Below are 24592 nucleotides of genomic sequence, written 5' to 3'. Positions count from 1 at the left end.
CTAAGCAGGAATTCCAATGAAGTTTTTCATCGATACCGCTGACATCGACGCAATCCGCGAACTCGCCATGTCCGGCCTCGTGGACGGTGTCACCACCAACCCGTCGCTGGTAGCAAAGTCTGGCCGACCGTTTCTCGAACTGATCAAGGAAATTTGTGAAGTTGTTGACGGCCCGGTTAGCGCTGAAGTTGCAGCGACCGACTACGAAACCATGGTCGCAGAAGGCCGCAAACTGGCCAAGATTGCTGACAATGTCGTCGTCAAGCTGCCGCTGACTGCGGATGGTCTCAAAGCTTGCCGTACCTTCACCGACGAAGGTATCCAGACCAACGTAACCCTTTGCTTCTCGGTTGGTCAGGCGATCCTGGCTGCCAAAGCAGGTGCGACCTATGTGTCGCCGTTCGTTGGCCGTCTGGATGACATCTCTTCGGATGGCATGCAGCTGATTGCTGACATCGTTGATGTCTATGGCAACTATCCGAACTGGAACACCGAGGTTCTCGTTGCTTCTGCACGTGGCCCGCAGCACGTTGTCGAACTCGGCCCGTCTTGGCGCTGATGTTGTCACCATTCCGCCGCAGGTTCTCGGCCAGCTGACCAAACACCCGCTCACCGACAAGGGCCTCGAAGGCTTCCTTGCTGATTGGGCAAAAACCGGTCAGTCGATCCTCTAAGGTCGGCCCTCGATCCGGCTGGATCGATAAAAACCGCCATTCGCGCCGGTTTTTAACATGCATTTAACCCGGCTGCCCGCATTGTGGCAGCCGGGTTTTTTATTTCTCACTTTTCAAGCCGGAACCGATGGAAAAGACAGCTTTGCGCGCCAACGATGTGGCGGAATACCTTGCCGAACATCCTGAATTCTTCACAACGCGCCCAGACTTGCTCGAAAGTCTTGAATTACCGGACCGCGAACTTGGCAATGGCGTTGCCGACATGCAGCAATATGTCGTCGCCCGCCTGCGCGATGAACGTGAAAAGCTGCGCGGCGCGACCAGCGAGCTGATCAACATTTCCAAGTCCAACCTCGAAACCCAAAGTCGCATCCATCGCGCGGTTCTGGCGCTTCTGAATGCGCGCGGGTTTGAAACCTTTGTTGAAGCGTTGCAGGATCTGGTGCCGGAGCTACTTGACCTTGATGCGATTGCGCTTTGTTTCGAAGAATGTAACGAGGCCCCGGTGCCAAGCTGTGATGGCCGTGTGCGCCGCCTTGTCGTTGGTGCGGTTGATCAGGTTCTTGGCGAAGAACAGGATGTCTGGCTTCTGCCTGATGATGCTGGCGATGAAGCGATCTTTGGCCCGCGTGCCGAAGAAATCAGATCAGCCGCCATTGTCCGCCTTGCACCATTTTATGGTGACCCGGTCGGCATCGTTGCCTTTGGCGTCAAGGAACCGGGATATTTCAGCCCGGCACAGGCCAATGACCTGATCATGTTCCTGGCCTCCGTGATTGAGTTTGGTGTGCGCAGATGGCTGACCCAAACGGTCTGACCGCGATAAATCTGCCAAGTGATGTGCGCGATGCCATCGCCGACTGGCGTGGCTGGTTGGCCGATGAACGGCGTGCGTCCAAGCATACGACAGAAAACTATCTGGCCGATCTTTATGCGTTTTTGGGGTTCGTCACCGATCATCTGGGTGACGCCCCGAATTTGCGCGAATTGCTGCGCTTAAACCCACGCGATTTTCGAAGCTGGCTGGCGCGCCGCAGTATGGATGGCATGGCCAAGACATCGACCGCACGCGCCCTGTCATCGCTTCGCAATTTCTATCGGTTCCTTGAACGGTCCGGTCGCGGGCAAAACGCCGCCGTACAGTCGATCAGAAACCCGCGCCTGCCGCAATCAACACCCAAACCACTGGCACCCGATGATGCCATGGCGGTGCTGGATAATGCCGGTGTCTGGCAGGATGAACCGTGGCTTGCCAAACGTAATCTGGCCCTCTTTACCCTGCTTTATGGCTGCGGGCTTCGTATTTCCGAGGCACTTGATCTCAACGCCAATCAACGCCCAACAGGGGATTCGATGGTGATCACGGGTAAGGGCAACAAGCAACGTCTTGTCCCGGTTCTGCCCATCGTGCGCGATGCGATTGACGATTACATCAATGCCTGCCCGTTTGCGCCACATGGTGATGATGCGCTTTTCGTTGGCGCACGTGGCGCGCGTTTGGTCGGACAAGTTGCCCAGCGTGAAATGCGGAAAGTTCGCGAACTTCTGAACCTACCTGATACGGCAACCCCGCATGCCCTGCGTCACTCCTTTGCCACCCATCTTTTGGCGGGTGGTGGCGATTTGCGCACCATCCAGGATTTGCTGGGTCATGCGTCGCTTTCGACCACGCAACGCTATACCGCGGTTGATACCGAACAGCTGATGGCGGTTTATAACGGCACACATCCGCGCGCCCGGCGCTAGGACAAAAGACTTCACACGCAAGCCTTTGTCTCCCAATCATTTCGCAAAATTTTGGTTCCTCCCAAGTGCAGTTCGCCCTTAGACTGCGGGCAACCTATTGCCCCAAGGAGGAAAATCATGATTCTGCGTTCGAGTGACCCGTCGCCCTTTGGCCGCAAAGTCAAAATCGTTGCCAAGATGCTGGGCATTTATGACCAGCTGACGGTCGAACTTTCCAATACCAACGACCCTGCCGATACACTGCGTCAGCAGAACCCGCTTGGTAAAATTCCGATCCTGATCCTCGATGATGGTCGCAAAATCTTCGATAGCCGCGTGATCTGTGAATATCTTGATGCGCAGGTTGATGGTGTTTCACTCCACCCGACCGCAAGCGATGCCCGCTGGGAGGCCCTTACCCTTCAGGCGCTGGGCGATGGCATCATCGATGCATCGATCCTGCAGGTCTATGAAACCCGTATGCGCCCTGAAGAAAAACGCCATGCCGATTGGCTGTCCTATCAGTCTGACAAGGTCAAACGTTCGCTTGATCAGCTCAAAGACAGTGCCCCGTCGCTTGAGGGCGATCTGACGATTGGCCATGTCGCGATTGCCTGTGCGCTTGGTTATCTGGATCTGCGCTTTGAAGGTAAATGGCGTGACAGCTATCCGACGCTTGTGACCTGGCTTGATGCGTTCCGCGCACGCGTCCCGGCATTTGATGCCACCAAATTTGAAGGCTAAGCCATCATCGCCCCGTGCATTGGTTCTTGCGCGGGGCGAAAATTTATTTAACTCATAGCTTTATGCATTATCCATAAACCGGAGCTTCAACCGATATGTCTCGTCTCAATAGCGTCATCCGCCGTCTGCAAGCCCAACGCGATTGCCTGAATGCGGCCGCAGATATGATCAAGGATCAGGACGGGATCGTGCTTGAAGTGGGTCTTGGCAATGGCCGGACGTTCGATCATCTGCGCGAAATCATGCCAGACCGCGAAATCTATGTGTTTGATCGTCAGATCGCCGCCCACCCGAAATGCATCCCCGATGATGATCACCTGTTCCTTGGCGACATCTTTGAAACCCTGCCAATGGCGGTTGAGCGGTTTAAGGGCCAGGTTGCACTGGTGCATTCCGATGTCGGTACCGGTGATGAGGCCTTAAATACCAAGATCGCAGCCTTTATCGGTCAGACCCTGCCACCGGCATTGATGAAGGGGGCCATCGTTGCATCCGATCAGAAAATTGATGTGCCGGACACGATTGCCGAACCGCTGCCAGAAGGCGTTCCGCAAGATCGCTATTTCTTCCGCCGCTATCAGGGGTAATAATCCCGTTTGATTTTGGTGCGCTGTCGTGGCGCACCGACGACCTATAACGCCATCAGGATGCCTCGTCGTGACCACCAACAATGCCTCATCGCCCAGCGGCTCTCACCTTTCCGAAGCGCAGGACTTCCTTGCGAAATACCCGGATGTAGAAGCCATCGACATTATCCTGACCGACTTCCACGGTATTGGCCGCGGCAAGACGATCCGTCGGCATGAGCTCGAAGGCATCTATAAATCCGGTCGCGGTTTGCCAAGCTCGATCTTTGGTCAGGATGTCAGCGGCGAGGACGTGGATGATTGCGGACTGGTGCAGACCGGTGGTGGTGGCGATGGTCGTTGTTGGCCAGTGCCAGGAACGCTCGGCTATTTGCCACATACCGGCCGTGGGCAGCTTCTGATCACGATGTATAACGAAGATGCCAGTCCGCATGACGTCGACCCGCGCAATGTATTCGAAGCTCAGGTCAAGCGTGCGCAAAAGCTTGGTTATCATCCGATGGGCGCGTTTGAATTGGAATTTTATCTGGTCGACCGCACACCCGATGCTGCGGGCATGTATCACCCGGCATCCTATGCCATGACCAAACGCAAAAGCACGCTTCGCAACACGATGTCGGTTGATGAAATCGATGAAATGTCACCGCTTTTTGATGCGGTCTATGAAGGTGCCAAGCATCTTGACCTGACGCTTGAAACCCTGATTTCGGAATATGGTCCGGGTCAGTATGAAATGACCATCCGCTATCGCGATCTCATGCGCGCGGCCGATGACGTGATCATTGCCAAACGCCTGATCCGCACCTGTGCACGCCGTTTCGGGCTTGAGGCCGTCTTTATGCCAAAACCATTCGGCAATGAAGCCGGATCAGGCATGCATTTGCATTTGTCGCTGGCGGATAAAAACGGCAACAACCTGTTTGCCGATCAGGCGGATGGATCGCTCAGCCCGCTTATGCTGAACGCCATTGGCGGCATTCGCGGCACCATCGGCGAAACCATGCTTCTCCTCGCTCCCTTCATGAATTCATGGCGTCGATTTGCATCGGCGATGTATTCACCGGCATCAGATGACTGGGGTGTTGAAAACCGCACCGTGGCCCTGCGTGTTCCCGGCACACCGGGCAAAACCCGCCATTTCGAACACCGTATTGCCGGTGTTGATGCCAACCCGTATCTGGTTGCCGCCGTCACGCTTGGTGCAGCGCTCGACGGGATCGAAAACAAAATCGATCCGGGGCACCCCTGCGAAGACGAAATTGGTCAGGCAAAGGCACCAAATGACCTGCCGCGTCACTGGCTTGATGCAATTGATCAGTTCGGCGCGTCGGACTTCAATAAACGCACTCTGGGCGAGCGCTTCCACACAGCATTCACTAAGATCAAACAATCCGAATACGAACAGATGTCGCTGAAGGTCTCGGCGGCTGAGTGGGAATATTACGGATTTTCGATTTAATGTGCCGTCCGGTCAGATTGCATATGCTCTGACCGGAAATACGGCTCACTGGCCACAAGCTTAGAAAACGCGCTTGGCACGGTTGTTTGACTTGCGTGCCGAGAACGCGATTTGCGGGCGGGCATCCATGGTTTTTTGATCACGCAGATAAGCGGTTTCCAGATCGCGCGGATCAACACTCAGAACGCGGGACATATCCGGGCGGTCAGAGTTCGTATTGAGATGGATCTGCGTCGATACCCACTGCCAGGTGGGATAGGTCAGTTTTTCATCCTGCGTTTCTTCGGTAATGACCTTGTAGGAGCCAGCAGGAAGAACTTCTGCAAGGCCGCGCATGCTAAACGGGCGTGCAAAATTCAGGATTTTCGAAGTGGTACGATTTGTCAAAAAAGGCTCCTTGCGCAGAAGCGCACGTTGGGCGGGCCGAGCGAACGGGAACGGTCCCGCCGTTAAATATTTGGCTTTGATTACAGACACATCAAAAGTCACGAATTAGCAGCGGACCATACATTTGCGCCGCTGAGCTCTCATACTTTCAAAAAATATTCAGAAATAATCAGGAAAATTTTAAGGATCACAAAAAATATCCTGCGCCCATTTTATGATTTTTTTCGTAATCTTACAAGTTTGTTATTTTTTATTTATTGAATGCAATAAAATATTTAGAAATATCTAAAAAACCACGTCGCAATCGAAACACCCTGCAAACCTCAATGATTAATGATTAATGATTATGAATACAATTCGTCTTATATTTACCCATATAAAATAATTATTTATACGGATCTAAATACATCCTTCTATGAAAAAACGACCTAAAACCATTACTGCTTGCTAAACACATCAACTCAGCAAGAAAATGTGGCATTTGCATGTGGTCTAGATTGAAACTTCCGACCAATTACCAGTCTAGACGGTAAGTCACATCGCAAAGCTCAGTATCAATAGCTCAGATTTAGCCCAAGTTTCGTGCTGATGTAATAGGCGACAAAGCCAACCCCAACCAATGCAACCACAAACGCCACCGTAACCTTAGCAGTGGCGCGCAGGACGGCTTGGCGCCCCTGCTTTTCGCCTTGGTCGTAGTGCCATTTGATGGCGAAGAACATTGCGATAAGCAGGGCGGTGACTTTAAAGGTGCCAAAGGCGATCGGGACCCAATCCATATTCAAGACTCTCATATCAATTCATTACGCGCGTTATGACGTCATGTGGGGCACGCGTGTAATTCTCATTCGACAACGCTGGTATGAAACAGCGGGTGGCGGTTTTTTGTCTGGTGTTTATTCGGCTTTGCGGGTCGACATCTCCGTCAAATAAGCGATCACGTTATGGATTTCGTCGTCAGATAGCTGCTCTTCGCTAAAGCCATGCATCTGCATATCCTGCCATTGGCGCACAGTTGCCGGATCGCGGATCAGCATGAAAAGCGCATCGGGCTTAAAGTAATCGACCGGGTTCATCGGAAGGTTAAGGTCAGGACCAAGTTCCGTGATCCCCGCCCCGTTCATGCGATGACAGGCAAAGCATTGATCAATGAAAATGCTCTGGCCCTGTTGGGCGTTATCGGGTGCGCCGTCAGCCAGGGCCAATTGTGGCCAACGGGCAGCCGGAAATTCGGCATAGCCGATCTTTGATACCTGATAAGGCCATTGCTCAGACCGGATATGCGATGCCGCCGCATTCACCCAGACCACGGAAAACGGCCCGGCCGAAACATCCTTGCCCGGAAGGTTCGGCCAAGGCGCGCTATCTGGTTCAATCGCAAGCCATGCCTGCGCGTTTTCTTCACCCTCGCGCACGATGAGTGGCACCGGAATATTGGCAACAAACCCATCCAGCGCGATGACTTCAAGCCCGGTCTGATCATCAACCGAATTTGCATCCCCGATCAGGGAAATGAGTGGCACCGCGCGATAGGTCATATCCTGACCATAGGCATTGTCAGTGGTAATCACGATTTCGCGGGCCTCTGGATGGGCCAGCAACGCAGCGGTTTGATAGATGGAAACCTCGCCGGATGGCGCGGTGATCTGCACTTCTGCGGCCTGTATTGCGGTTGGCAACACCATGCTCAAAAGCATGCCAAACGCATATCCCTTAAAGGATTTCATGCCCGGTCCCTCGTTCTTGATTGTCCCGAACATAGAATAGCACATTCGCCCTATCACTGAGATTTCTCAATTAGATGTGCTGTTCGTCACGCATGGCTGCCTTTCCTTGACGCCCATTTCCTTGCCTTCACCGGCCAATGGCGATATTCAGGTTCCAAACTGTCATTAACTTGCAATGCCGGGCCCCGCGACTTATCTCCGGCTTGCAAACAGGCGAGATGAGACAACGCCATGAATGAAATGATCACCATTGCCGAAGCATCCGCTGACGCAATGTCGGAAATGCAGATTGATCCGACCCTTGATCTGGAAGCTGAAATTCAGCGCCTGAAAAAGGAAAAGAACGCGATCATTCTGGCCCATTACTATCAGGATGGGGAAATTCAGGACCTTGCCGACTTTGTTGGCGATAGTCTGGACCTGTCGCGCAAGGCAGCGGAAACCGATGCCGATGTTATCGTGTTCTGCGGTGTGCGCTTCATGGCCGAGGTTGCCAAAATCCTCAGCCCGAACAAAACCGTTCTTCTGCCGGACTCGAAAGCGGGTTGCTCGCTCGAAGATTTGTGCCAGCCAGAACCGTTCCGCAAATTCCGCGAACAGCACCCCGATCACGTGTCGATCACCTATATCAACTGCTCGGCAGAGGTAAAGGCAGCATCCGACATCATCGTGACCTCGTCCAATGCGGCCGAGATCATTGATCAGATTCCGGCAGACAAGCCGATCCTTTGGGCGCCTGACCGCCACCTTGGTTCCTATCTGGCCAAGAAAACCGGTCGCGACATGACGCTTTGGAACGGGTCGTGCATCGTGCATGAGCAGTTTTCCGAGCGTGAACTGATCCGCCTTAAGACTCAGAACCCGGATGCCATGATCGCAGCGCACCCGGAATGCCATGACGGTATTCTGAAGCATGCTGATCACATCGGTTCGACCCGCGCCATTCTGGAATATGTGATCAACGGCCCGGATCAGAAATATCTGATCGCGACCGAACCCCACATCATCCACCAGATGGAAAAAGCAGCCCCGCACAAGGAATTCATTCCGGTGCCAGGTGCAGACGGGTCCTGTGCGTGCAACAATTGCCCGTTCATGGAACTCAACACGCTTGAAAAACTGTATCTGTGCCTGGTCAATAACGGCCCGCAGATCGTCATGCCTGAAGACCTGCGCGTTGCAGCGGTAAAGCCGCTTGAGCGCATGCTGGAAATGTCAAAAAACATTCCGGTCAAAAAGGACGACGCGGCGTAAGCCAGCCGATCACACAGCCCCGCAAAGATTTGCGGGGCTGTTTTCCATCCTCCCCAGTTTTCAAAGCGCCAAGGCATCATGACTGTCCTGACCCAAGCTGAAATTTCGGAATTCATCGACCGCGCCTTTGCCGAGGATATCGGCACCGGTGACATCACATCTGACAATGTGGTGCCCGAAAATGCCCGTCTGCGCGTCGCCCTTGAAACCCGCGAAGATATCGTGGTCGCCGGTCTTGATATCGCGCTTGATTGCTTCCGCAAGCTGGTCCCTGATGCCAAGATTGAAAAACGCTGCGAAGACGGCGATGCGATCAAGGCAAAGGACGTTCTGGCCGTGGTCGAAGGCAATGCACGCGGCATCCTGACGGCCGAGCGCACAGCTCTTAATACACTGCAACACCTGTCGGGCATTGCCACCACCACGCGGACCTATGTGGTCGCGATGGGCGAAACATCGGCGAAGCTTCTGGACACCCGCAAGACATTGCCGGGTTGGCGCAAGCTTGAAAAATACGCGACCCGCATGGGCGGTGCGCAGAACCACCGCATGGGCCTTTATGACGGGGTCATGATCAAGGACAACCACATTGGCGTTGTCGGATCGATCACGAAATGTGTCGAAGCCGCCCGTGCAGCCAACCTGCCCAAGATCGAAGTTGAATGTGACACCCTTGATCAGGTCGCCGAGGCAGCAACAGCCGGTGCAGACATCATCCTGCTCGATAATATGGGCCCGGATATGCTGCGCGAAGCGGTTGCCATCGTTGATGGTCGTTGCAAGACCGAGGCATCGGGTGGTGTGAACCTTCAGACCATTGGCGCAATTGCCGCCACCGGCGTTGATTACGTGTCAGTTGGCCGCATTACTCAATCAGCACCGGCTGTCGATATCGGGCTTGATGTCGCGATCCTGTGATCGCAATGAACCATCAGGACGGACATACAAAATCCTCCAAGGTCATTGAGACCGCCAACTGGATCCTGCGTGACGGCGATAAAATCCTGTCGGTACGCAGCCATGGTCGTGACCGGTTTTATTTGCCCGGTGGCAAGATTGATCCGGGCGAAACCGCGCGCGATGCAATCATGCGCGAAATCACCGAAGAACTTGGCGTGACACTGATTACCGATACCATCCGCGAACTGGGAACCTTTAGCGGCCATGGGCACAACCTGCCCGATGGGGCGATTGTCCGCATGACGTGCTTTGTCGCGGACTATATCGGTACACTGGCTCCGGCCCGCGAAATTGCCGAGCTCAGATGGCTCTCGCCGCGCGAGCGGGATCTGATGGCCCCGATGGGCCAAAAGATCACCGCTGCACTTTTCGATATCTAGTTTGGAGCCGTGCCCCCGCTGAAATCAGCGCGGGGCATCCCCATCCGGATCACCACCAGCATCAGAAATGCCACGGCTTGCAGCATCCTGATCACGCGAGACATCCTTGGCGTTTGACGGCGGGGCTGCTTTTTGGTCCGCACCGTGATCAAGGGTGTCATCCGTTGCAGGTGTCTCTGGCTCCTCGCGCTTTACCGCCTGCGGGGTTGGTTTCCCCTTACCAGCTTCTCGGATGGCGTCGGTCAGTTTGTCGATATCGCGCAGGTTAAGGTCACGCTGCGGGAACGGAATTTCGATGCCTTCGTCGCGGAAGCGCTGGACCAGTTCAAAACGAATGGAACTCGCGACCACCATGACGTCACCAATGTCGCGCAGGAAATACCGCAGTTCGAAATCAAGTGAACTGGCGCCGAAATCCATGAACACAACCTGCGGCGCAGGGTAGCTCAGAATTTCTCGGCGCTTGTCTGCCATTTCAAGCAGGATTTCGCGCACCTTGTCGACATCCGCGCCATAAGACACACCAATCTTGATGATGCCGCGACCGGATCGCTCCTTAAGCGTCCAGTTGAGAACTCGGTTCGAAATCAGTTCGGAGTTCGGGATCACAACCGAAGACCGATCAAATGTCTCAATCTCGGTCGCGCGCACGCGGATGTCTTTAACAAAGCCCTGATCCGCCCCGACCACGATCCAGTCGCCCACTTTGATCGGACGTTCGACCAAAAGGATCAGACCGGATACGAAGTTATTGACGATGCTTTGCATGCCAAAACCGATACCAACGGAAATCGCACCGGCAATGATTGCAAGGTTCGACAGATCAAGCCCGGCGGCTGATACCGCAAGCAGGATGGCAAGACAGATCCCGGCATAACCAAAGATTGCTGACACCGAATGTTGCAGGCCCTGATCAAGTTTGGTGTTGGGCAAAACACGTGTGCTGAGCATCCGCTGGAAGAACCGCATTGCGGCCAGCACGATGACAAACATCAATGCCGCCATCAAAATGGATCTCAGCGAGAAATGAATGCCGCCAATCTGAATACCAACAAAGGCCTGCTGCACAGCAAAGATCAGATCGGCCCAGGCAATATCGGTAAAGATCATCACTGCAACCGGCACAGCAATGCTGACCATGACAACGTCGATCAGGACCCGGATCCAGAAATAAAGCGTGCCGTGAACGGCGCTACTCACCGTGCTGTCTTCGCTGGTTTCCGGACGCACAAGATATGTGTGCGTCAAAGCCCGGCAATAGCCCCGCAACAACCAGTAGCAAGTCAGAAACGCCAAACCCATCATCAGGTTTTCAAGGATGAAACGCGCAAGTGCGACATATCCCAATGCCATCAAGACCGGCATCAGGATGGCTATCGCCTTAAGCCCCCGGCGGCTGCGGCGTTCGATCTTGGCCCAGATTTCATGACGGTCACGTTCGTCATGCACCCAGAACACACCAAGCGATGAGACAAACAACAGAACCGAAATCGCAAGAACGTTGGTGATGCTTTGGATCAGCGCAATATCAAGCGACGTGCCAAGGGTGGTTGCACCCTGCAACAACACCATGTCAAAGGCAAAGATCACCGCAACCGCAAGCGATGAAAGGCCCACCACGCGCGCGCCCTGCATGGTCGTGCCTGACCGGCGCAAGGTTGGCGAAAACGGCGAATGCACACTTCGGATCGCGGCGCCAACAAACAGCAGGAAAAGTGCCGCGGCAAAGCATTGATGGACAAAATCGCCCATTGCCCCCTTAAGCAGTGCCTGCCGGGAATCCAGCATCGCATAGGCAATCAAAAGGGCAATGCCCGGCACCATGGCAGTGAACAGGAAACGTGTGCCTGATATCAACGACACACGATCTTCATCGGGAACCGTTTTCCAGCGCGCCGGGATATAGCGCAGCACAATCACTTCGCCGCCGATCAGGGCCGCAATCACGATAAAGGTCAAAAGAACAAGGCCCGGTGCAACTTCTGACAGCTCGTCGGCAACCTGACCTTCAAGTTCAAGATTGGAGTAGCGCGCCTGAACCATGCTGGGCAGTTGGACGATCTCGCCCCATGACTGGAACCAGACAATCGGATCAAGCGGCACATCCACCCGGCCCAAAATGCGACGGGTAAAACGTTCACGCGCCAATCCGGCCAACTGATCGGCAAGCTCGGTCGCTCGGAAATCAACCAGTTCGAGTTGCTTGATCACGCCGCTGACGCGCGCGATATCCTGACCAATTCGTTCGCGTTCACGCGCAACAGCCGGAACTTCTTCCTGTCCTTCAGCAGGTGGCTCGCCAAGTTTACCAAGCGCCGTTTTAAAACGGGCCAGCCGTTCATCGGCACGGTCATGCAAAGACCGCACACCGATTTCGATCATTTCAAGCTGATCACGTCTGTCGGCAATCAGACGGTTGGTAAGCTGGCCATCGGAAATGGCAAGCTCGACATCATCAAGCGCCTTGTCCCAGTCGCTGATGTGATCCTGGGCATTTTCCAGTTCGATCTTTTGTCCTGCATCCGGTCTTTCTGCCGGGGCTTGCGCCGACACGCCAAAGGACGCTGTCATTGCGAACAAGCAGATCGCAAGACCTGCAACTACGTGACGAACTGATGTCATGCCTGATGATCCATAAAGATGCCCAACAACCGGAATTTGAACGCTTTTCGCGTTTTGTAAACAGATTAGAGTTCATAGTTGTTCTAACGAGCGAACGAAGTCGAACCTACACCGAAGATTGTAACGAATCATCTAACGTTTCGTTCCCGGGAATTGAAAACCGCCATCTGATCTGTGGGCGACACAGACAGCCAAGGAGCCATCAATGAGCAAATCGGCGCTGATCAATGCATTTGAAATTGACCCGAACGGCACAGCACAGGCCATCAGCTGGGATACGCTAAAAGACAGCCTGCCGCAGATTGCCGACGGCCGATATCTTTGGGTTCATCTTGATTGGATGGGCGACGGTGTGCGCGACTGGCTGATCAATATTGCCGGGATCGACCCGACCATCACCGATACGCTGTCGACCCGTGGCACGCGCCCGGCGGTATTTTTCTATGATCCGGGCTATTCACTGAACCTGCGCGGGGTCAATCTGAATGCGGAAAATGATCCGGCCGATATGATTTCGGTGCGTTTCTGGGCAACGGCGAACATGATTATCACGCTGCGCAATCAACCGCTTCGCGCGTTTGATGATATGCGCAATGCGATTGCCGAAAACAACGCGCCGAACAGCATTGATGACTTCATCCTGACCGTGGCCGAACGACTTGCTTACCGTGTCGAAAATGTCGTGCGCGGTATTGAAGAAGACGTCGAAACCATCGAAGACGATCAGGAAACCGTGGCCGAGGGCAAAACACTGGCCTTACGCAAACGTGGGTCCGACATCCGCAATCAGCTTTCACGACTGCGCCGTCATTTGGCCCCGCAACGTGATGCGCTGTCGAATTATGTCGAACAGAAACCCACCTGGTCGGACAAACGGTTCAAACGCCGCGCCCGTGCATTAACTGACAAGACCGTCCGTCTGGTGGAGGAATTTGATTCCCTGCGCGAACGCATTCAGATCGTCAACGAGAACCTGATGGCGATCGAAACCGAACAGATGAACCGCACCATGTATTGGCTGACCGTGATTGCCGGCCTGTTCCTTCCCATCAGTTTTGTTACCGGGCTTTTGGGCATCAATGTCGGCGGCGTTCCGGCAACTGACAGCCCCTATGGCTTCCTGGCGGTATCGATCATTCTTGCGGTGATCACCGCATTTGAGATCTGGCTGTTTAAGAAAATGCGCCTGATTTGAACATCTGATTGCCAGAAACCTGCACACAGCAAGGGGCTGGAATGCAAAGCCCCTTGTTGCATTGCGATGCATCTTGGCGCTATGACAATGCCAAAGACCTGATTTCAATCACTGCATTCGAGATTTGTTGATGACCGACGGCCCGCTTTCCCGTTATCGCGCGAAAATCACCAATGGTGAGCTGTCTCACGACCCGATGCAGGAACTCTGTGCGGAAAAACTCCAAAGCCTCAAGAACGCGCTGACCAATTATGAACCCGCAACCGGAACCGGTGGCTGGCGCGAACGGTTTGGTCTAACACGCCGCCGCGACGAGCCGACGCCGCCGCTTGGTCTATATATCTATGGTGAGGTGGGCCGTGGCAAATCCATGCTGATGGATTTGTTCTATGAAACCATCGACATTGAAAAAAAGCGTCGCGTTCACTTCCATGACTTCATGCAGGATGTGCATGAACGCATGCACCGCTATCGCCAGACCAAGAAGAAAGACGACGCCGATCCGATCCCGCCAATCGCAAAGGATCTGGCGGATGGCGCCTGGCTTCTGTGCTTTGACGAGATGCAGGTAACCGACATTACCGATGCGATGATTGTGGGTCGCCTGTTTGAAAAGCTGTTCGAACATGGTGTCGTGATTGTCACCACCTCAAACCGCGTGCCCGATGATTTGTATAAGGATGGCCTGCAACGTCAGAACTTCCTGCCCTTCATCGACATGATCAAACGCAAGCTTGATGTGTTGGAGCTGGCAAGCCCGACCGACTATCGCATGCGCAATCTGACTGCGGCTGACGTTTATCTCTATCCGACCAAGCGCGAAGACGCCCTGCCCCGTGTCGAGGAAATGTTTGCCACCCTGACCGAAGGTGCGCGCGTTGCCCCTGATAGCCTGACGATCAAGGGCCGCAAGATCGAGATTTCCGCCGCCGGTGCCGGTGTTGCCAAATTCAGCTTTGACGAGCTTTGCACCCGCCCGCTTGGTCCGGGGGATTACATTGCTCTTGCGACCCACTTCCATACCATCGTGATTGATTTCATCCCGAAACTTCCGGACTCACGACGTGACTGGGCAAAGCGGTTCGGCACCTTGATCGATGCGATGTATGAACATAAAACCAAACTGATCTGTGCCATCGAATGTGACCCGTCTGACATCTATACCGACGGGGATTATTCGTTCGAGTTCCAGCGCACGGTATCGCGCATGACCGAGATGCGCAGTCAGGAATATCTTGATATGGCGCACCTGACCTGATCATCCCTGATCGGGGTTTCCGGGCACCAGTTGGCCGGGAAATCTGCGCTGATTTCTGCGGTTTGATGTCGCTAAAAAACGACTCCACCCACCAGAGTTTAAAACCATTGCAATAATTCGCCATATGAGCGCGTTGCTCGGGGCGATTCTTGCGTGAGGCATGTCACAAACGCATCTTCGCGCAAAATTCGTCGTATTAGCGATTTTTCGAGTACGTACGGATCGCATGGCTGATGACCGTTTCATGCAATGCTGTCATGGCTCGATCTGGTTGGTGCGCCCGAATTCGCAGCAAAGGCACGGACTGCCTTTCCTTTGAGCAGGCCGCAATCGTAAACCAGCTTTGGTTTTGCTGCGCATTCGCCCGCCTTCGCAGCTGCAACATGAATGGTTTTTGAGCGTTTAGACCATAGTCGCAACAAACCCCGAAGCGGCGGTTTTCCTCGTAAAAACAGAGGGGTTTCCCCTTGTAAATCGTGACGATTCAGTTTACGACACTCGATGTTTACGAACGATTATTTCGCGTTCGCAGGTTTAAATTTTCAATCGCGCTCCCAAGTTGAGTTTCGACCCCCAGGAAGCGCAATAGGGAAGAAGGTAACGGAATGGCCCGCAACAAGATCGCGCTCGTCGGTGCTGGCAATATTGGTGGCACCCTTGCTCACCTCGTCGGTCTGAAAGAGCTTGGCGACGTCGTCCTTTTCGACATCGTTGATGGCATGCCACAGGGCAAGTCGCTCGACATTGCTAAATCCTCCCCCGTCGACATGTTTGATGCCGACCTCAAGGGTACCAGTGACTATAAAGACATCGCAGGCGCTGATGTCGTCATCGTCACCGCAGGTGTTGCTCGTAAGCCGGGCATGAGCCGTGATGATCTCATCGGCATCAACACCAAAGTCATGACCCAGGTTGGTCAGGGCATCAAAGAACATGCACCCGACGCATTCGTCATCGTTATCACCAACCCGCTTGATGCGATGGTTTGGGTGATGCAGCAGGCAACCGGCTTCGATCCGAAGAAAGTTGTCGGCATGGCAGGCGTTCTGGACTCAGCACGTTTCCGTTACTTCCTCGCAGAAGAATTCAAAGTATCGGTCAAGGACGTTACCGCGTTCGTACTTGGCGGCCACGGCGACACCATGGTCCCGTCGATCCGTTACTCGACCGTTGCAGGTATCCCGGTTCCTGACCTGATCAAAATGGGTTGGACCACGCAGGAGAAAATCGACGAGATCGTCCAGCGCACCCGTGACGGTGGCGCGGAGATCGTTGCCCTGCTGAAAACCGGTTCTGCTTTCTATGCTCCGGCAGCATCCGCTGTTGCGATGGCAGAAAGCTACCTGAAAGACCAGAAACGCGTCATGCCGGTTGCTGCTTACCTGAGCGGCGAATACGGCGTTGATGGCATTTACGTCGGCGTCCCGGTTGTTCTGGGTGCTGGCGGTGTTGAGCGTATCGTCGAGATCAATCTTGACGAGTCCGAGAAAGCAAACTTCGACAATTCCGTGAACGCAGTTCGCGGCCTCGTCGATGCTGCCAAGGGCATGCTCTAAGAACGCGAAGCGGGCTGGTCATTTGACCGGCCCGTTTTTCAATCATTGGTGTTTTTAAAACTTCAATGATCGCGGGCCTCGCAACAAAGTCCCTCCCGCATATACGGGGACATTGAAATCCCGATTTCTGACCCACCGGAAATCGTACGGAAGGCAAGAAAGCGACCGAACATGAATATTCATGAGTACCAGGCGAAAGAAATTCTTCGCAAATACGGTGTAACCGTGCCAAATGGCAAGGTTGCCTACACCGCTCAGGAAGCCATCGAAGCTGCCCAGTCTCAGGCTGGCCCGGTTTACGTGGTTAAGTCCCAGATCCATGCAGGTGGCCGCGGTAAGGGCACCTTCAAGGAAGCCAAAGCTGGCGATAAAGGCGGCGTTCGCGTTGTCAAAAGCGTCGAAGAAGTTGGCGCAAACGCTGAACAGATGCTCGGCTCGACCCTGGTTACCCACCAGACCGGCCCGGAAGGCAAAGAAGTCAAGCGCGTATACATCGAAGAAGGCTGCGACATCGCACGCGAACTGTATCTTTCGGTTCTCGTCGACCGCGCTTGCTCGCGCGTGATCTTCATGGCGTCGACCGAAGGCGGCATGGACATTGAAGAAGTTGCAGAAGCAACCCCGGAAAAGATCGTCACTGTCGAGATCGATCCGGCTGCTGGCTTCTCCGGCTTCCACGGTCGTAAACTGGCATTCGCACTTGGCCTCGAAGGCAAGCAGGTTTCCAAAGCTGTCAAATTCATGACCGCAATGTACCAGTGCTTCCTCGACACCGATGCAGCCATGGTTGAGATCAACCCGCTGGTGGTAACCGGCGACGGCGACATCATCGCGCTTGATTGCAAAATGAACTTCGACGACAACGCGCTGTTCCGTCATGCGGACATCGAAAACCTGCGCGATGAAGACGAAGAAAACCCGGCTGAACTCGAAGCTGCCAAGCACAGCCTCAACTACATCAAGCTCGATGGCACCATCGGCTGCATGGTTAACGGCGCAGGCCTTGCCATGGCAACCATGGACATCATCAAGCTTTATGGTGGTGCACCGGCAAACTTCCTCGACGTTGGCGGCGGCGCAACCAAAGAACGCGTTACCACTGCCTTCAAGCTGATCCTGTCTGACCCGAATGTCGAAGGCATCCTGGTCAACATCTTTGGCGGCATCATGCGTTGTGACGTTATCGCAGACGGCGTTGTGGCAGCAGCCCGCGAAGTCAGCCTGAACGTTCCGCTGGTCGTTCGTCTCGAAGGCACCAATGTCGAACTTGGCAAGAAGATCCTCGAAGAATCGGGTCTGCCGATTGTTTCGGCTGACAACCTTGCCGATGCCGCCGAGAAGGTGGTCAAAGCTGTGAAGGAGGCCGCGTAACTATGGCTGTTCTCGTCGATAAAAACACCAAAGTTATCTGCCAGGGTTTCACTGGTTCGCAGGGTACCTTCCACAGCGAACAGGCACTGGCATACGGCACCAAAATGGTTGGTGGTGTTACCCCGGGTAAAGGCGGCACCAAGCACCTTGACCTGCCGGTTTTCAACACCGTTGACGAAGCTGTTCATGTAACCGGCGCAAATGCCTCGGTTATCTATGTTCCGCCGCCCTTCGCTGCTGATGCAATCCTTGAAGCCATCGACGCCAAAGTCGAACTGGCTGTCTGCATCACCGAAGGTATTCCGGTTGCTGACATGGTCCGCGTCAAGCGTGCGCTCGAAGGTTCTTCGACCCGCCTGATCGGCCCGAACTGCCCGGGTATCATTACCCCGGACGAGTGCAAGATCGGCATTATGCCGGGTCACATTCACCGCCGCGGTAAAATCGGTATCGTTTCACGTTCCGGTACGCTCACCTACGAAGCAGTTGCACAGACCACGGCCGCTGGCCTGGGTCAGTCGACCTGTATCGGTATCGGTGGTGACCCGGTCAACGGCACCAACTTCATCGACTGCCTCGACCTGTTCCTGAAGGATCCGGAAACCGAAGGCATCATCATGATCGGTGAGATCGGTGGTTCGGCTGAAGAAGAAGCATGTGAATTCCTGCAGGCTTCCTCGGTTAAGAAACCGGTTGCTGGCTTCATCGCCGGTGTTACCGCACCTCCGGGTAAACGCATGGGCCATGCCGGTGCGATTATTTCCGGCGGCAAAGGTACTGCCGATGCGAAAATGGAAGCTATGCGCAGCGCTGGCGTTCTTGTTGCCGATTCCCCGGCAAGCCTCGGCTCGACCATGCTGAAGGCTTTGAAGGGCTAATCTGGGTAGTCAGAGGAAAGGCAAGGGGGGGCGTGGTCCTGTCTTGGGGACCATGCCTTCCGACCACAAATGAAACCTCAAGATCTCGACACGATTCTTAACGAGTCGAACGCAACCTACATCGCTCAAATCTACGCCCGGTATTTGGAAAGCCCGTCTGCGGTTGACCAGAGCTGGGCTGAGTTTTTTGACGGGTTGCAGGACGACGCCTCCGAACTTCTCGCAGAAATGCGCGGGCCGAGCTGGCAGCCACGGGAAACCAAGGTTGTTGGCGGCATGGAGGGATACGACGTCTCACAAGGGCATGCCGAACGCCCGGCCCAGGTGGCCTATGCTCCGGCAGCTCATGTTGCACCGGCGGTTCAGGTTAATTCTGATGCCATCCGTGCAGCAGCCAATGATTCCATTCGCGCACTGATGCTGATCCGCTCGTACCGTGTGCGCGGCCATCTGGAAGCAAATCTGGATCCGCTGGGCCTTGCCCCGCGTGAACCGCACCCGGAACTTGATCCGAAGACCTATGGCTTCACCGAAGCTGACATGGACCGTCCGATTTTCATCGCGAACGTTCTTGGTCTTGAAACCGCGACCATCCGCCAGATCGTTTCTCTGGCACGCAAAACCTATTGCGGGTCGATCGGTATCGAATTCATGCACATTCAGGAACCTGAACAGAAGTCATGGATTCAGCAGCGGATCGAAAGCATCGGCAACCAGACGCAGTTTACTGCACGCGGCAAGGAAGCCATCCTTGAGCGCCTGGTCGAAGCCGAAGGCTTTGAAAACTATCTGCACACCAAATATGTCGGCACCAAACGTTTCGGCGTTGACGGTGGCGAAGCCCTGATCCCGGCACTCGAACAGATCCTCAAACGCGGTAGCCAGCTTGGCATCCGTGAGGTTGTCTTCGGCATGCCGCACCGTGGTCGTCTGAACGTTCTTGCCAACGTCATGAGCAAGCCGTTCCGCGCGATCTTCTCGGAATTCATGGGCAACCCGTCCAAGCCGGACGACGTGATGGGCTCGGGTGACGTTAAATATCACCTTGGTACCTCTGCCGACCGCGAATTTGATGGCAATGTTGTTCACCTCTCGCTGACGGCAAACCCGTCGCACCTTGAGGCCGTGAACACCGTTGTTCTTGGTAAGGTTCGTGCGAAACAGTCCCAGCGCAAAGACACCTCACGCGAGCAGGTTATGGGTATCCTCCTGCACGGTGATGCGGCCTTTGCTGGCCAGGGTCTTGTTGCTGAAACCTTCGATCTGTCGCACCTCAAAGGCTATCGTACCGGTGGTACGATCCACTTTGTTGTGAACAACCAGATCGGTTTCACGACCAAACCGACCAACTCACGTTCTTCCCCCTACTGCTCGGATATTGCCAAAGTCGTTCAGGCTCCGATCCTGCACGTCAATGGTGACGACCCTGAAGCTGTGGTTCATGCTGCACGTATCGCGACCGAATTCCGTCAGGAATTCAAGCAGGACGTCGTTATCGACATGTTCTGCTATCGCCGCTTTGGTCACAACGAAAGCGACGAGCCGGCATTCACCCAGCCGAAGATGTACGACGTGATCGGCAAACACCCGACCACCAAAGACATCTATGCACAGCAGCTCGTGAAAGAAGGTCTTCTGACCGAAGAACGCGTCAAGGAACTGGACAAATCGTTCCAGGATTACCTCGACGAAGAGTTCAAGGCATCAGAAGCCTATCGTCCGAACAAGGCAGACTGGCTTGAAGGCAAATGGTCTGGTCTTGCATCCTCGCATGGCGAAGATGCCGACTGGATCGGTCAGACCGGCGTTGAAGAAGATCTTCTTCAGGAAGTTGGTCGTGCGCTTTCAACCGCACCGGAAGCCTTTGACATCAACCGCAAAATCCTTCGTCAGCTGAAGGCCAAAGCGAAGATGTTCGAAACCGGTGAAGGCATTGATTGGGCAACCGCAGAAGCATTGGCGTTCGGTACGCTGATGTGCGAAGGCACCCCGGTCCGCCTGTCGGGTCAGGATTGCCAGCGCGGTACCTTCTCGCAGCGTCATGCAAAGCTGGTCGACCAGACCACCGAGGCAAAATACACCCCGCTCAACAACATCCGTACCGGTCAGGCCGAGCTTGAAGTTCTCAACTCGCCACTGTCCGAAGCCGGTGTTCTGGGCTTTGAATATGGTATTTCCCTTGCCGAACCGCACTCATTGGTTCTCTGGGAAGCCCAGTTCGGTGACTTTGCCAACGGTGCACAGGTCATTATTGACCAGTTCATCAGCTCGGGCGAAGCCAAATGGCTGCGCATGTCGGGTCTTGTGATGCTTCTGCCGCACGGTTACGAAGGCCAGGGTCCGGAGCACAGCTCTGCACGTCTGGAACGTTACCTGCAGCTTTGTGGTGAAAATAACATGCAGGTGGCGAACTGTACGACACCGGCAAACTATTACCACATCCTGCGCCGTCAAATTCGTCGCTCGTTCCGTAAGCCGCTGATCCTGATGACGCCGAAGTCGCTTCTTCGCCACAAGCAGGCTGTGTCGAACCTGTCCGAGTTTGCGGCTGGTACGACCTTCCTTCCGGTGATTGCAGAAACCGGCAAGCTGGTTGAAGACAAAAAAGTCAAACGCGTCGTTCTGTCGTCGGGCAAGGTCTATTACGATCTTCTCGCCGAACGCGAAAACCGCGGCATCGAAGATGTTGCACTTGTTCGCGTCGAACAGCTTTATCCGTGGCCGGAAAAAGAACTGGCAACGGAATTGGCCAAATACCCGAATGCTGATGTTGTCTGGTGTCAGGAAGAATCCGAGAACATGGGTTCCTGGTACTTCGTTGACCGTCGTATCGAAGCGACGTTGGCCGGCATCAAGCACAAGACGGGCCGTCCTGTTTATGTTGGTCGTGCGGCATCTGCGTCGCCGGCAACGGGTCTTCTGAAGGCCCACCTGCGTGAACAGGCCGAACTGGTCGATGCGGCACTAAGCGTCAAGTAACTTTACCGGAGGGGCGAACAAATCGCCCCTCCGACACGTTCATTTAGAATTCATTCGCATCATGGCAGACCCACACTGCCTGATTGAAAAAACGGTCGAGGAAAAAATGGCGACTGAAGTTAAAGTTCCCGCGCTGGGCGAGTCTGTATCTGAAGCCACGGTGGCAAAATGGTACAAAAAAGTCGGTGAAGCTGTTGCTGCCGATGAACCGATTGTCGAACTTGAAACCGACAAAGTGACCGTTGAAGTCAACGCACCGGTTGCCGGCGCGATTGCTGAACTGGTTGTTGGCGAAGGCGACGAAGTCGAAGTTGGCGCCCTGATCGCCATGATCAACGAAGGTGCCGAAGGTTCCGCTGCTGCTGCTCCGGCAGAAGCAAAAGCAGAAGCCGCACCGGCCAAGGAAGAAAAGGCAGCCCCGGCTGCTGCACCGGCACCTGCTGCGGCTCCGGCTGCTGCGACCGCTGCAAACACGGCACATCCGCTTCCGCCGGCAGTTCGCAAACTGGTTGAAGACAACAATCTTGACCCGGCAGCCATCCCGGCAACCGGCAAAGATGGCCGTCTGACCAAGGGCGACGTCATGAACTATCTTGCTGGTGGCGCACCGGCACCGCGTGCGGCTGCACCGGTCGCAAGCGCACCGGCAGCGCCGAAGCCGGAACGCGAACTGCGTGACGGTGAAGAGCGTGTCAAAATGTCCAAGCTGCGCCAGACCATCGCGCGCCGCCTGAAAGAAGCTCAGAACACTGCGGCCATGCTGACCACTTACAACGAAGTGGACATGACCAACCTTCTGGCTTGCCGCAATCAGTACAAAGACGGTTTCGAAAAGAAACACGGTGTGAAGCTCGGCTTCATGTCCTTCTTCATCAAGGCTTGCACCACGGCGCTGAAAGAATGGCCGGCGGTTAACGCTGAGATCGATGGCAACAGCTTCATCTACAAAAACTACTGCGATATCGGCGTTGCTGTCGGTACCCCGCAGGGTCTGGTTGTTCCGGTTATCCGTTCGGCAGAAGAAAAAACCTTCGCTGATCTGGAAAGCACCATTGTTGATTTCGGCAAGCGTGCACGTGACGGCAAGCTCGGCATGGATGAAATGACCGGCGGTTCGTTCACCATCTCCAACGGTGGTGTCTTCGGATCCCTTCTGTCATCCCCGATCCTAAACGCACCGCAGTCCGGTATCCTCGGCATGCACAAAACCCAGATGCGCCCGGTCGCAATCGACGGCAAAGTCGAAATTCGCCCGATGATGTATCTGGCTCTGTCCTATGACCACCGTATCATTGACGGCCGTGAAGCCGTTTCCTTCCTGGTACGCGTCAAGGAATGCATCGAGAACCCGGAACGCATTCTGCTCGACATCTGATCAGACAAAAGGATCAAAGAACTCATGAGTGAGAACTACGACGTTGTCGTGATCGGTGGCGGTCCTGGCGGTTATGTTTGCGCCATCCGCGCCGCACAGCTCGGCCTTAAAGTTGCCTGCGTTGAAAAACGTGGCGCACTTGGCGGTACCTGCCTGAATGTCGGTTGCATTCCGTCCAAGGCACTGCTGCATTCTTCGCACCTGTTCGAAGAAGCTTCGGAACATTTCGATACCCACGGCATCGAAGTTTCCAAGCCGAAGGTCAATCTTGAAAAGATGATGGCCCGCAAGGACAAGGTTGTTGACAGCAATGTCAAAGGCATCGAATTCCTGTTCAAGAAGAACAAGGTTACCTACGTTAAGGGTGCCGGCGAGATCACCTCGCCGACCACCGTTAAGGTTGCCCTTCTTGACGGCGGTGAAGAAACCCTGAACGCCAAGAACATCGTCATCGCGACGGGTTCGGAAGTCACCCCGCTGCCGGGTGTTGAAATTGACGAGAAAAACATCGTCTCTTCGACCGGTGCGCTGACCATTCCGAAAGTGCCCAAGAAGATGGTTGTCATTGGTGCTGGCGTGATCGGTCTGGAGCTTGGCTCCGTCTGGCGTCGTCTGGGTGCTGAAGTCACCGTTGTTGAATTCCTGGATCGCATTCTGCCGGGCATGGATGGCGAGCTGGTCAAACAGACCCAGCGCATCTTTGCCAAGCAGGGCCTTGAATTCAAACTCGGCCACAAGGTTACCGCTGCCAAATCGACCAAGTCTGGCGTGACCCTGACTGTTGAACCGTCCAAGGGCGGCGATGCAGAGGAAATCAAAGCTGACGTGGTTCTGGTGGCAATTGGTCGCCGTCCTTACACCACCGGCCTCGGCCTGGACAAAGTAGGCGTTGAACTCGACGAACGCGGTCGTGTCAAAACCGACGAATATTTCCAGACCAATGTTGGCGGCATCTTTGCAATCGGCGATACCATCGTCGGTCCGATGCTCGCCCACAAGGCTGAGGAAGACGGCGTTGCCGTGGCAGAAATGATTGCCGGCGAAGAAGGCCATGTCGATTACGGCAAGGTCCCGGGTGTTGTTTACACCTGGCCGGAAGTTGCTTCTGTTGGCAAAACCGAAGAACAGCTTAAAGAAGAAGGCGTCGAATACGCCGTTGGTAAATTCCCCTTCACCGCCAATGGCCGTGCGAAGGCAATGGAAAGCACCGATGGTTTCGTCAAGCTGCTTGAAGACAAGAAAACGCATCGTGTTGTCGGCGCGCATATTGTCGGTCCGGCTGCTGGCGATCTGATTGCCGAAGTGGTTCTTGCGATGGAATACGGCGCTTCTGCCGAAGACATCGCACGCACCTGCCACGCCCACCCGGCCCTTGGCGAAACCGTCAAGGAAGCTGCTCTGGACGCAGGAAAACGTGCGATCCACATGTAATCGATCAGTCACCTGATCTGCAAACGGCCG

Annotated in this window: 20 protein-coding genes and 1 pseudogene; 17 read left to right on the top strand and 4 right to left on the bottom strand. The window is 54.7% G+C overall.

Going from position 1 to position 24592, the window contains the following annotated elements; all coding sequences use genetic code 11:
• Window positions 1-16 precede the first annotated feature (16 nt).
• The 6 genes and pseudogenes from fsa (at window position 17) to ACMZ66_RS19090 (ending at window position 5189) form a co-directional block, all read left to right on the top strand.
• Window positions 17-674, top strand: a pseudogene (gene fsa / locus ACMZ66_RS19115) (fructose-6-phosphate aldolase).
• 127 nt (window positions 675-801) lie between these two features.
• Window positions 802-1491, top strand: coding sequence for a DUF484 family protein (locus tag ACMZ66_RS19110; RefSeq protein WP_416939667.1), 690 nt, complete (start codon window positions 802-804; stop codon window positions 1489-1491).
• Window positions 1470-2420 (top strand): tyrosine recombinase XerC, encoded by a 951-nt coding sequence (locus ACMZ66_RS19105; protein ID WP_416939665.1) that lies wholly within the window; start codon window positions 1470-1472, stop codon window positions 2418-2420. Before ACMZ66_RS19110 ends, ACMZ66_RS19105 begins: the two co-directional genes overlap by 22 nt.
• Window positions 2421-2537: 117 nt before the next feature.
• On the top strand, window positions 2538-3143 hold the full coding sequence (locus ACMZ66_RS19100) for a glutathione S-transferase N-terminal domain-containing protein (protein WP_416939663.1): 606 nt from the start codon (window positions 2538-2540) through the stop codon (window positions 3141-3143).
• 95 nt (window positions 3144-3238) lie between these two features.
• A complete protein-coding gene (locus ACMZ66_RS19095; RefSeq protein ID WP_416939661.1) occupies window positions 3239-3730 on the top strand; it encodes a class I SAM-dependent methyltransferase in 492 nt (163 codons plus the stop codon).
• A gap of 70 nt (window positions 3731-3800) precedes the next feature.
• Entirely contained in the window at window positions 3801-5189 is a 1389-nt protein-coding gene (locus tag ACMZ66_RS19090; RefSeq protein ID WP_416939659.1) for a glutamine synthetase family protein, read from the top strand.
• Between the two features lie 60 nt (window positions 5190-5249).
• On the opposite strand, the gene ACMZ66_RS19085 is transcribed toward ACMZ66_RS19090, so the two are convergent.
• From ACMZ66_RS19085 to ACMZ66_RS19075, 3 genes are all read right to left on the bottom strand, one after another.
• On the bottom strand, window positions 5250-5576 hold the full coding sequence (locus ACMZ66_RS19085) for a hypothetical protein (protein WP_416939657.1): 327 nt from the start codon (window positions 5574-5576) through the stop codon (window positions 5250-5252).
• A 554-nt stretch (window positions 5577-6130) separates the two neighbouring features.
• Window positions 6131-6355 carry a hypothetical protein gene (locus tag ACMZ66_RS19080; RefSeq protein WP_416939655.1) on the bottom strand — a complete coding sequence of 75 codons (225 nt, stop codon included), beginning with the start codon at window positions 6353-6355 and terminating at the stop codon, window positions 6131-6133.
• 117 nt (window positions 6356-6472) lie between these two features.
• Window positions 6473-7303 carry a c-type cytochrome gene (locus ACMZ66_RS19075; protein ID WP_416939653.1) on the bottom strand — a complete coding sequence of 277 codons (831 nt, stop codon included), beginning with the start codon at window positions 7301-7303 and terminating at the stop codon, window positions 6473-6475.
• Between the two features lie 231 nt (window positions 7304-7534).
• Between ACMZ66_RS19075 and nadA the strand changes: the two genes are divergently transcribed.
• From nadA to ACMZ66_RS19060, 3 genes are all read left to right on the top strand, one after another.
• Window positions 7535-8557, top strand: coding sequence for a quinolinate synthase NadA (gene nadA / locus ACMZ66_RS19070; RefSeq protein ID WP_416939651.1), 1023 nt, complete (start codon window positions 7535-7537; stop codon window positions 8555-8557).
• Window positions 8558-8635: 78 nt separating this feature from the next.
• Window positions 8636-9475 (top strand): carboxylating nicotinate-nucleotide diphosphorylase, encoded by an 840-nt coding sequence (gene nadC, locus ACMZ66_RS19065; protein ID WP_416939649.1) that lies wholly within the window; start codon window positions 8636-8638, stop codon window positions 9473-9475.
• Between the two features lie 5 nt (window positions 9476-9480).
• Window positions 9481-9897 carry an NUDIX hydrolase gene (locus tag ACMZ66_RS19060; protein WP_416939647.1) on the top strand — a complete coding sequence of 139 codons (417 nt, stop codon included), beginning with the start codon at window positions 9481-9483 and terminating at the stop codon, window positions 9895-9897.
• A gap of 24 nt (window positions 9898-9921) precedes the next feature.
• Here ACMZ66_RS19060 and ACMZ66_RS19055 read toward each other — a convergent pair whose 3' ends face one another.
• The gene (locus ACMZ66_RS19055) at window positions 9922-12519 is read right to left on the bottom strand and encodes a mechanosensitive ion channel domain-containing protein (protein WP_416939645.1); all 2598 of its coding nucleotides are present in this window, start codon (window positions 12517-12519) and stop codon (window positions 9922-9924) included.
• A gap of 205 nt (window positions 12520-12724) precedes the next feature.
• On the opposite strand from ACMZ66_RS19055, the gene ACMZ66_RS19050 reads away from it, so the two are divergent.
• From ACMZ66_RS19050 to lpdA, 8 genes are all read left to right on the top strand, one after another.
• Entirely contained in the window at window positions 12725-13714 is a 990-nt protein-coding gene (locus tag ACMZ66_RS19050) for a CorA family divalent cation transporter (RefSeq protein WP_416939642.1), read from the top strand.
• A 130-nt stretch (window positions 13715-13844) separates the two neighbouring features.
• On the top strand, window positions 13845-14972 hold the full coding sequence (gene zapE / locus ACMZ66_RS19045) for a cell division protein ZapE (protein ID WP_416939641.1): 1128 nt from the start codon (window positions 13845-13847) through the stop codon (window positions 14970-14972).
• A 605-nt stretch (window positions 14973-15577) separates the two neighbouring features.
• The gene (gene mdh / locus ACMZ66_RS19040) at window positions 15578-16528 is read left to right on the top strand and encodes a malate dehydrogenase (protein WP_416939639.1); all 951 of its coding nucleotides are present in this window, start codon (window positions 15578-15580) and stop codon (window positions 16526-16528) included.
• Window positions 16529-16669: 141 nt separating this feature from the next.
• The gene (gene sucC / locus ACMZ66_RS19035; RefSeq protein WP_416939744.1) at window positions 16670-17899 is read left to right on the top strand and encodes an ADP-forming succinate--CoA ligase subunit beta; all 1230 of its coding nucleotides are present in this window, start codon (window positions 16670-16672) and stop codon (window positions 17897-17899) included.
• A gap of 2 nt (window positions 17900-17901) precedes the next feature.
• Window positions 17902-18777, top strand: a complete 876-nt coding sequence (gene sucD / locus ACMZ66_RS19030) for a succinate--CoA ligase subunit alpha (RefSeq protein ID WP_416939637.1) — start codon at window positions 17902-17904, stop codon at window positions 18775-18777.
• A 69-nt stretch (window positions 18778-18846) separates the two neighbouring features.
• Window positions 18847-21756, top strand: a complete 2910-nt coding sequence (locus ACMZ66_RS19025; RefSeq protein WP_416939635.1) for a 2-oxoglutarate dehydrogenase E1 component — start codon at window positions 18847-18849, stop codon at window positions 21754-21756.
• A gap of 106 nt (window positions 21757-21862) precedes the next feature.
• Window positions 21863-23131, top strand: coding sequence for a 2-oxoglutarate dehydrogenase complex dihydrolipoyllysine-residue succinyltransferase (gene odhB, locus ACMZ66_RS19020; protein ID WP_416939633.1), 1269 nt, complete (start codon window positions 21863-21865; stop codon window positions 23129-23131).
• A gap of 24 nt (window positions 23132-23155) precedes the next feature.
• A complete protein-coding gene (gene lpdA / locus ACMZ66_RS19015; RefSeq protein ID WP_416939631.1) occupies window positions 23156-24562 on the top strand; it encodes a dihydrolipoyl dehydrogenase in 1407 nt (468 codons plus the stop codon).
• Window positions 24563-24592: the final 30 nt, after the last annotated feature.

Origin of the sequence: Thalassospira sp. (assembly GCF_048059015.1) — a bacterium.
Classification (GTDB): Bacteria; Pseudomonadota; Alphaproteobacteria; order Rhodospirillales; family Thalassospiraceae; genus Thalassospira.
The sequence above is the reverse complement of the archived record's forward strand: the minus strand, read 5'-3'. Positions and strand labels throughout refer to the sequence as shown.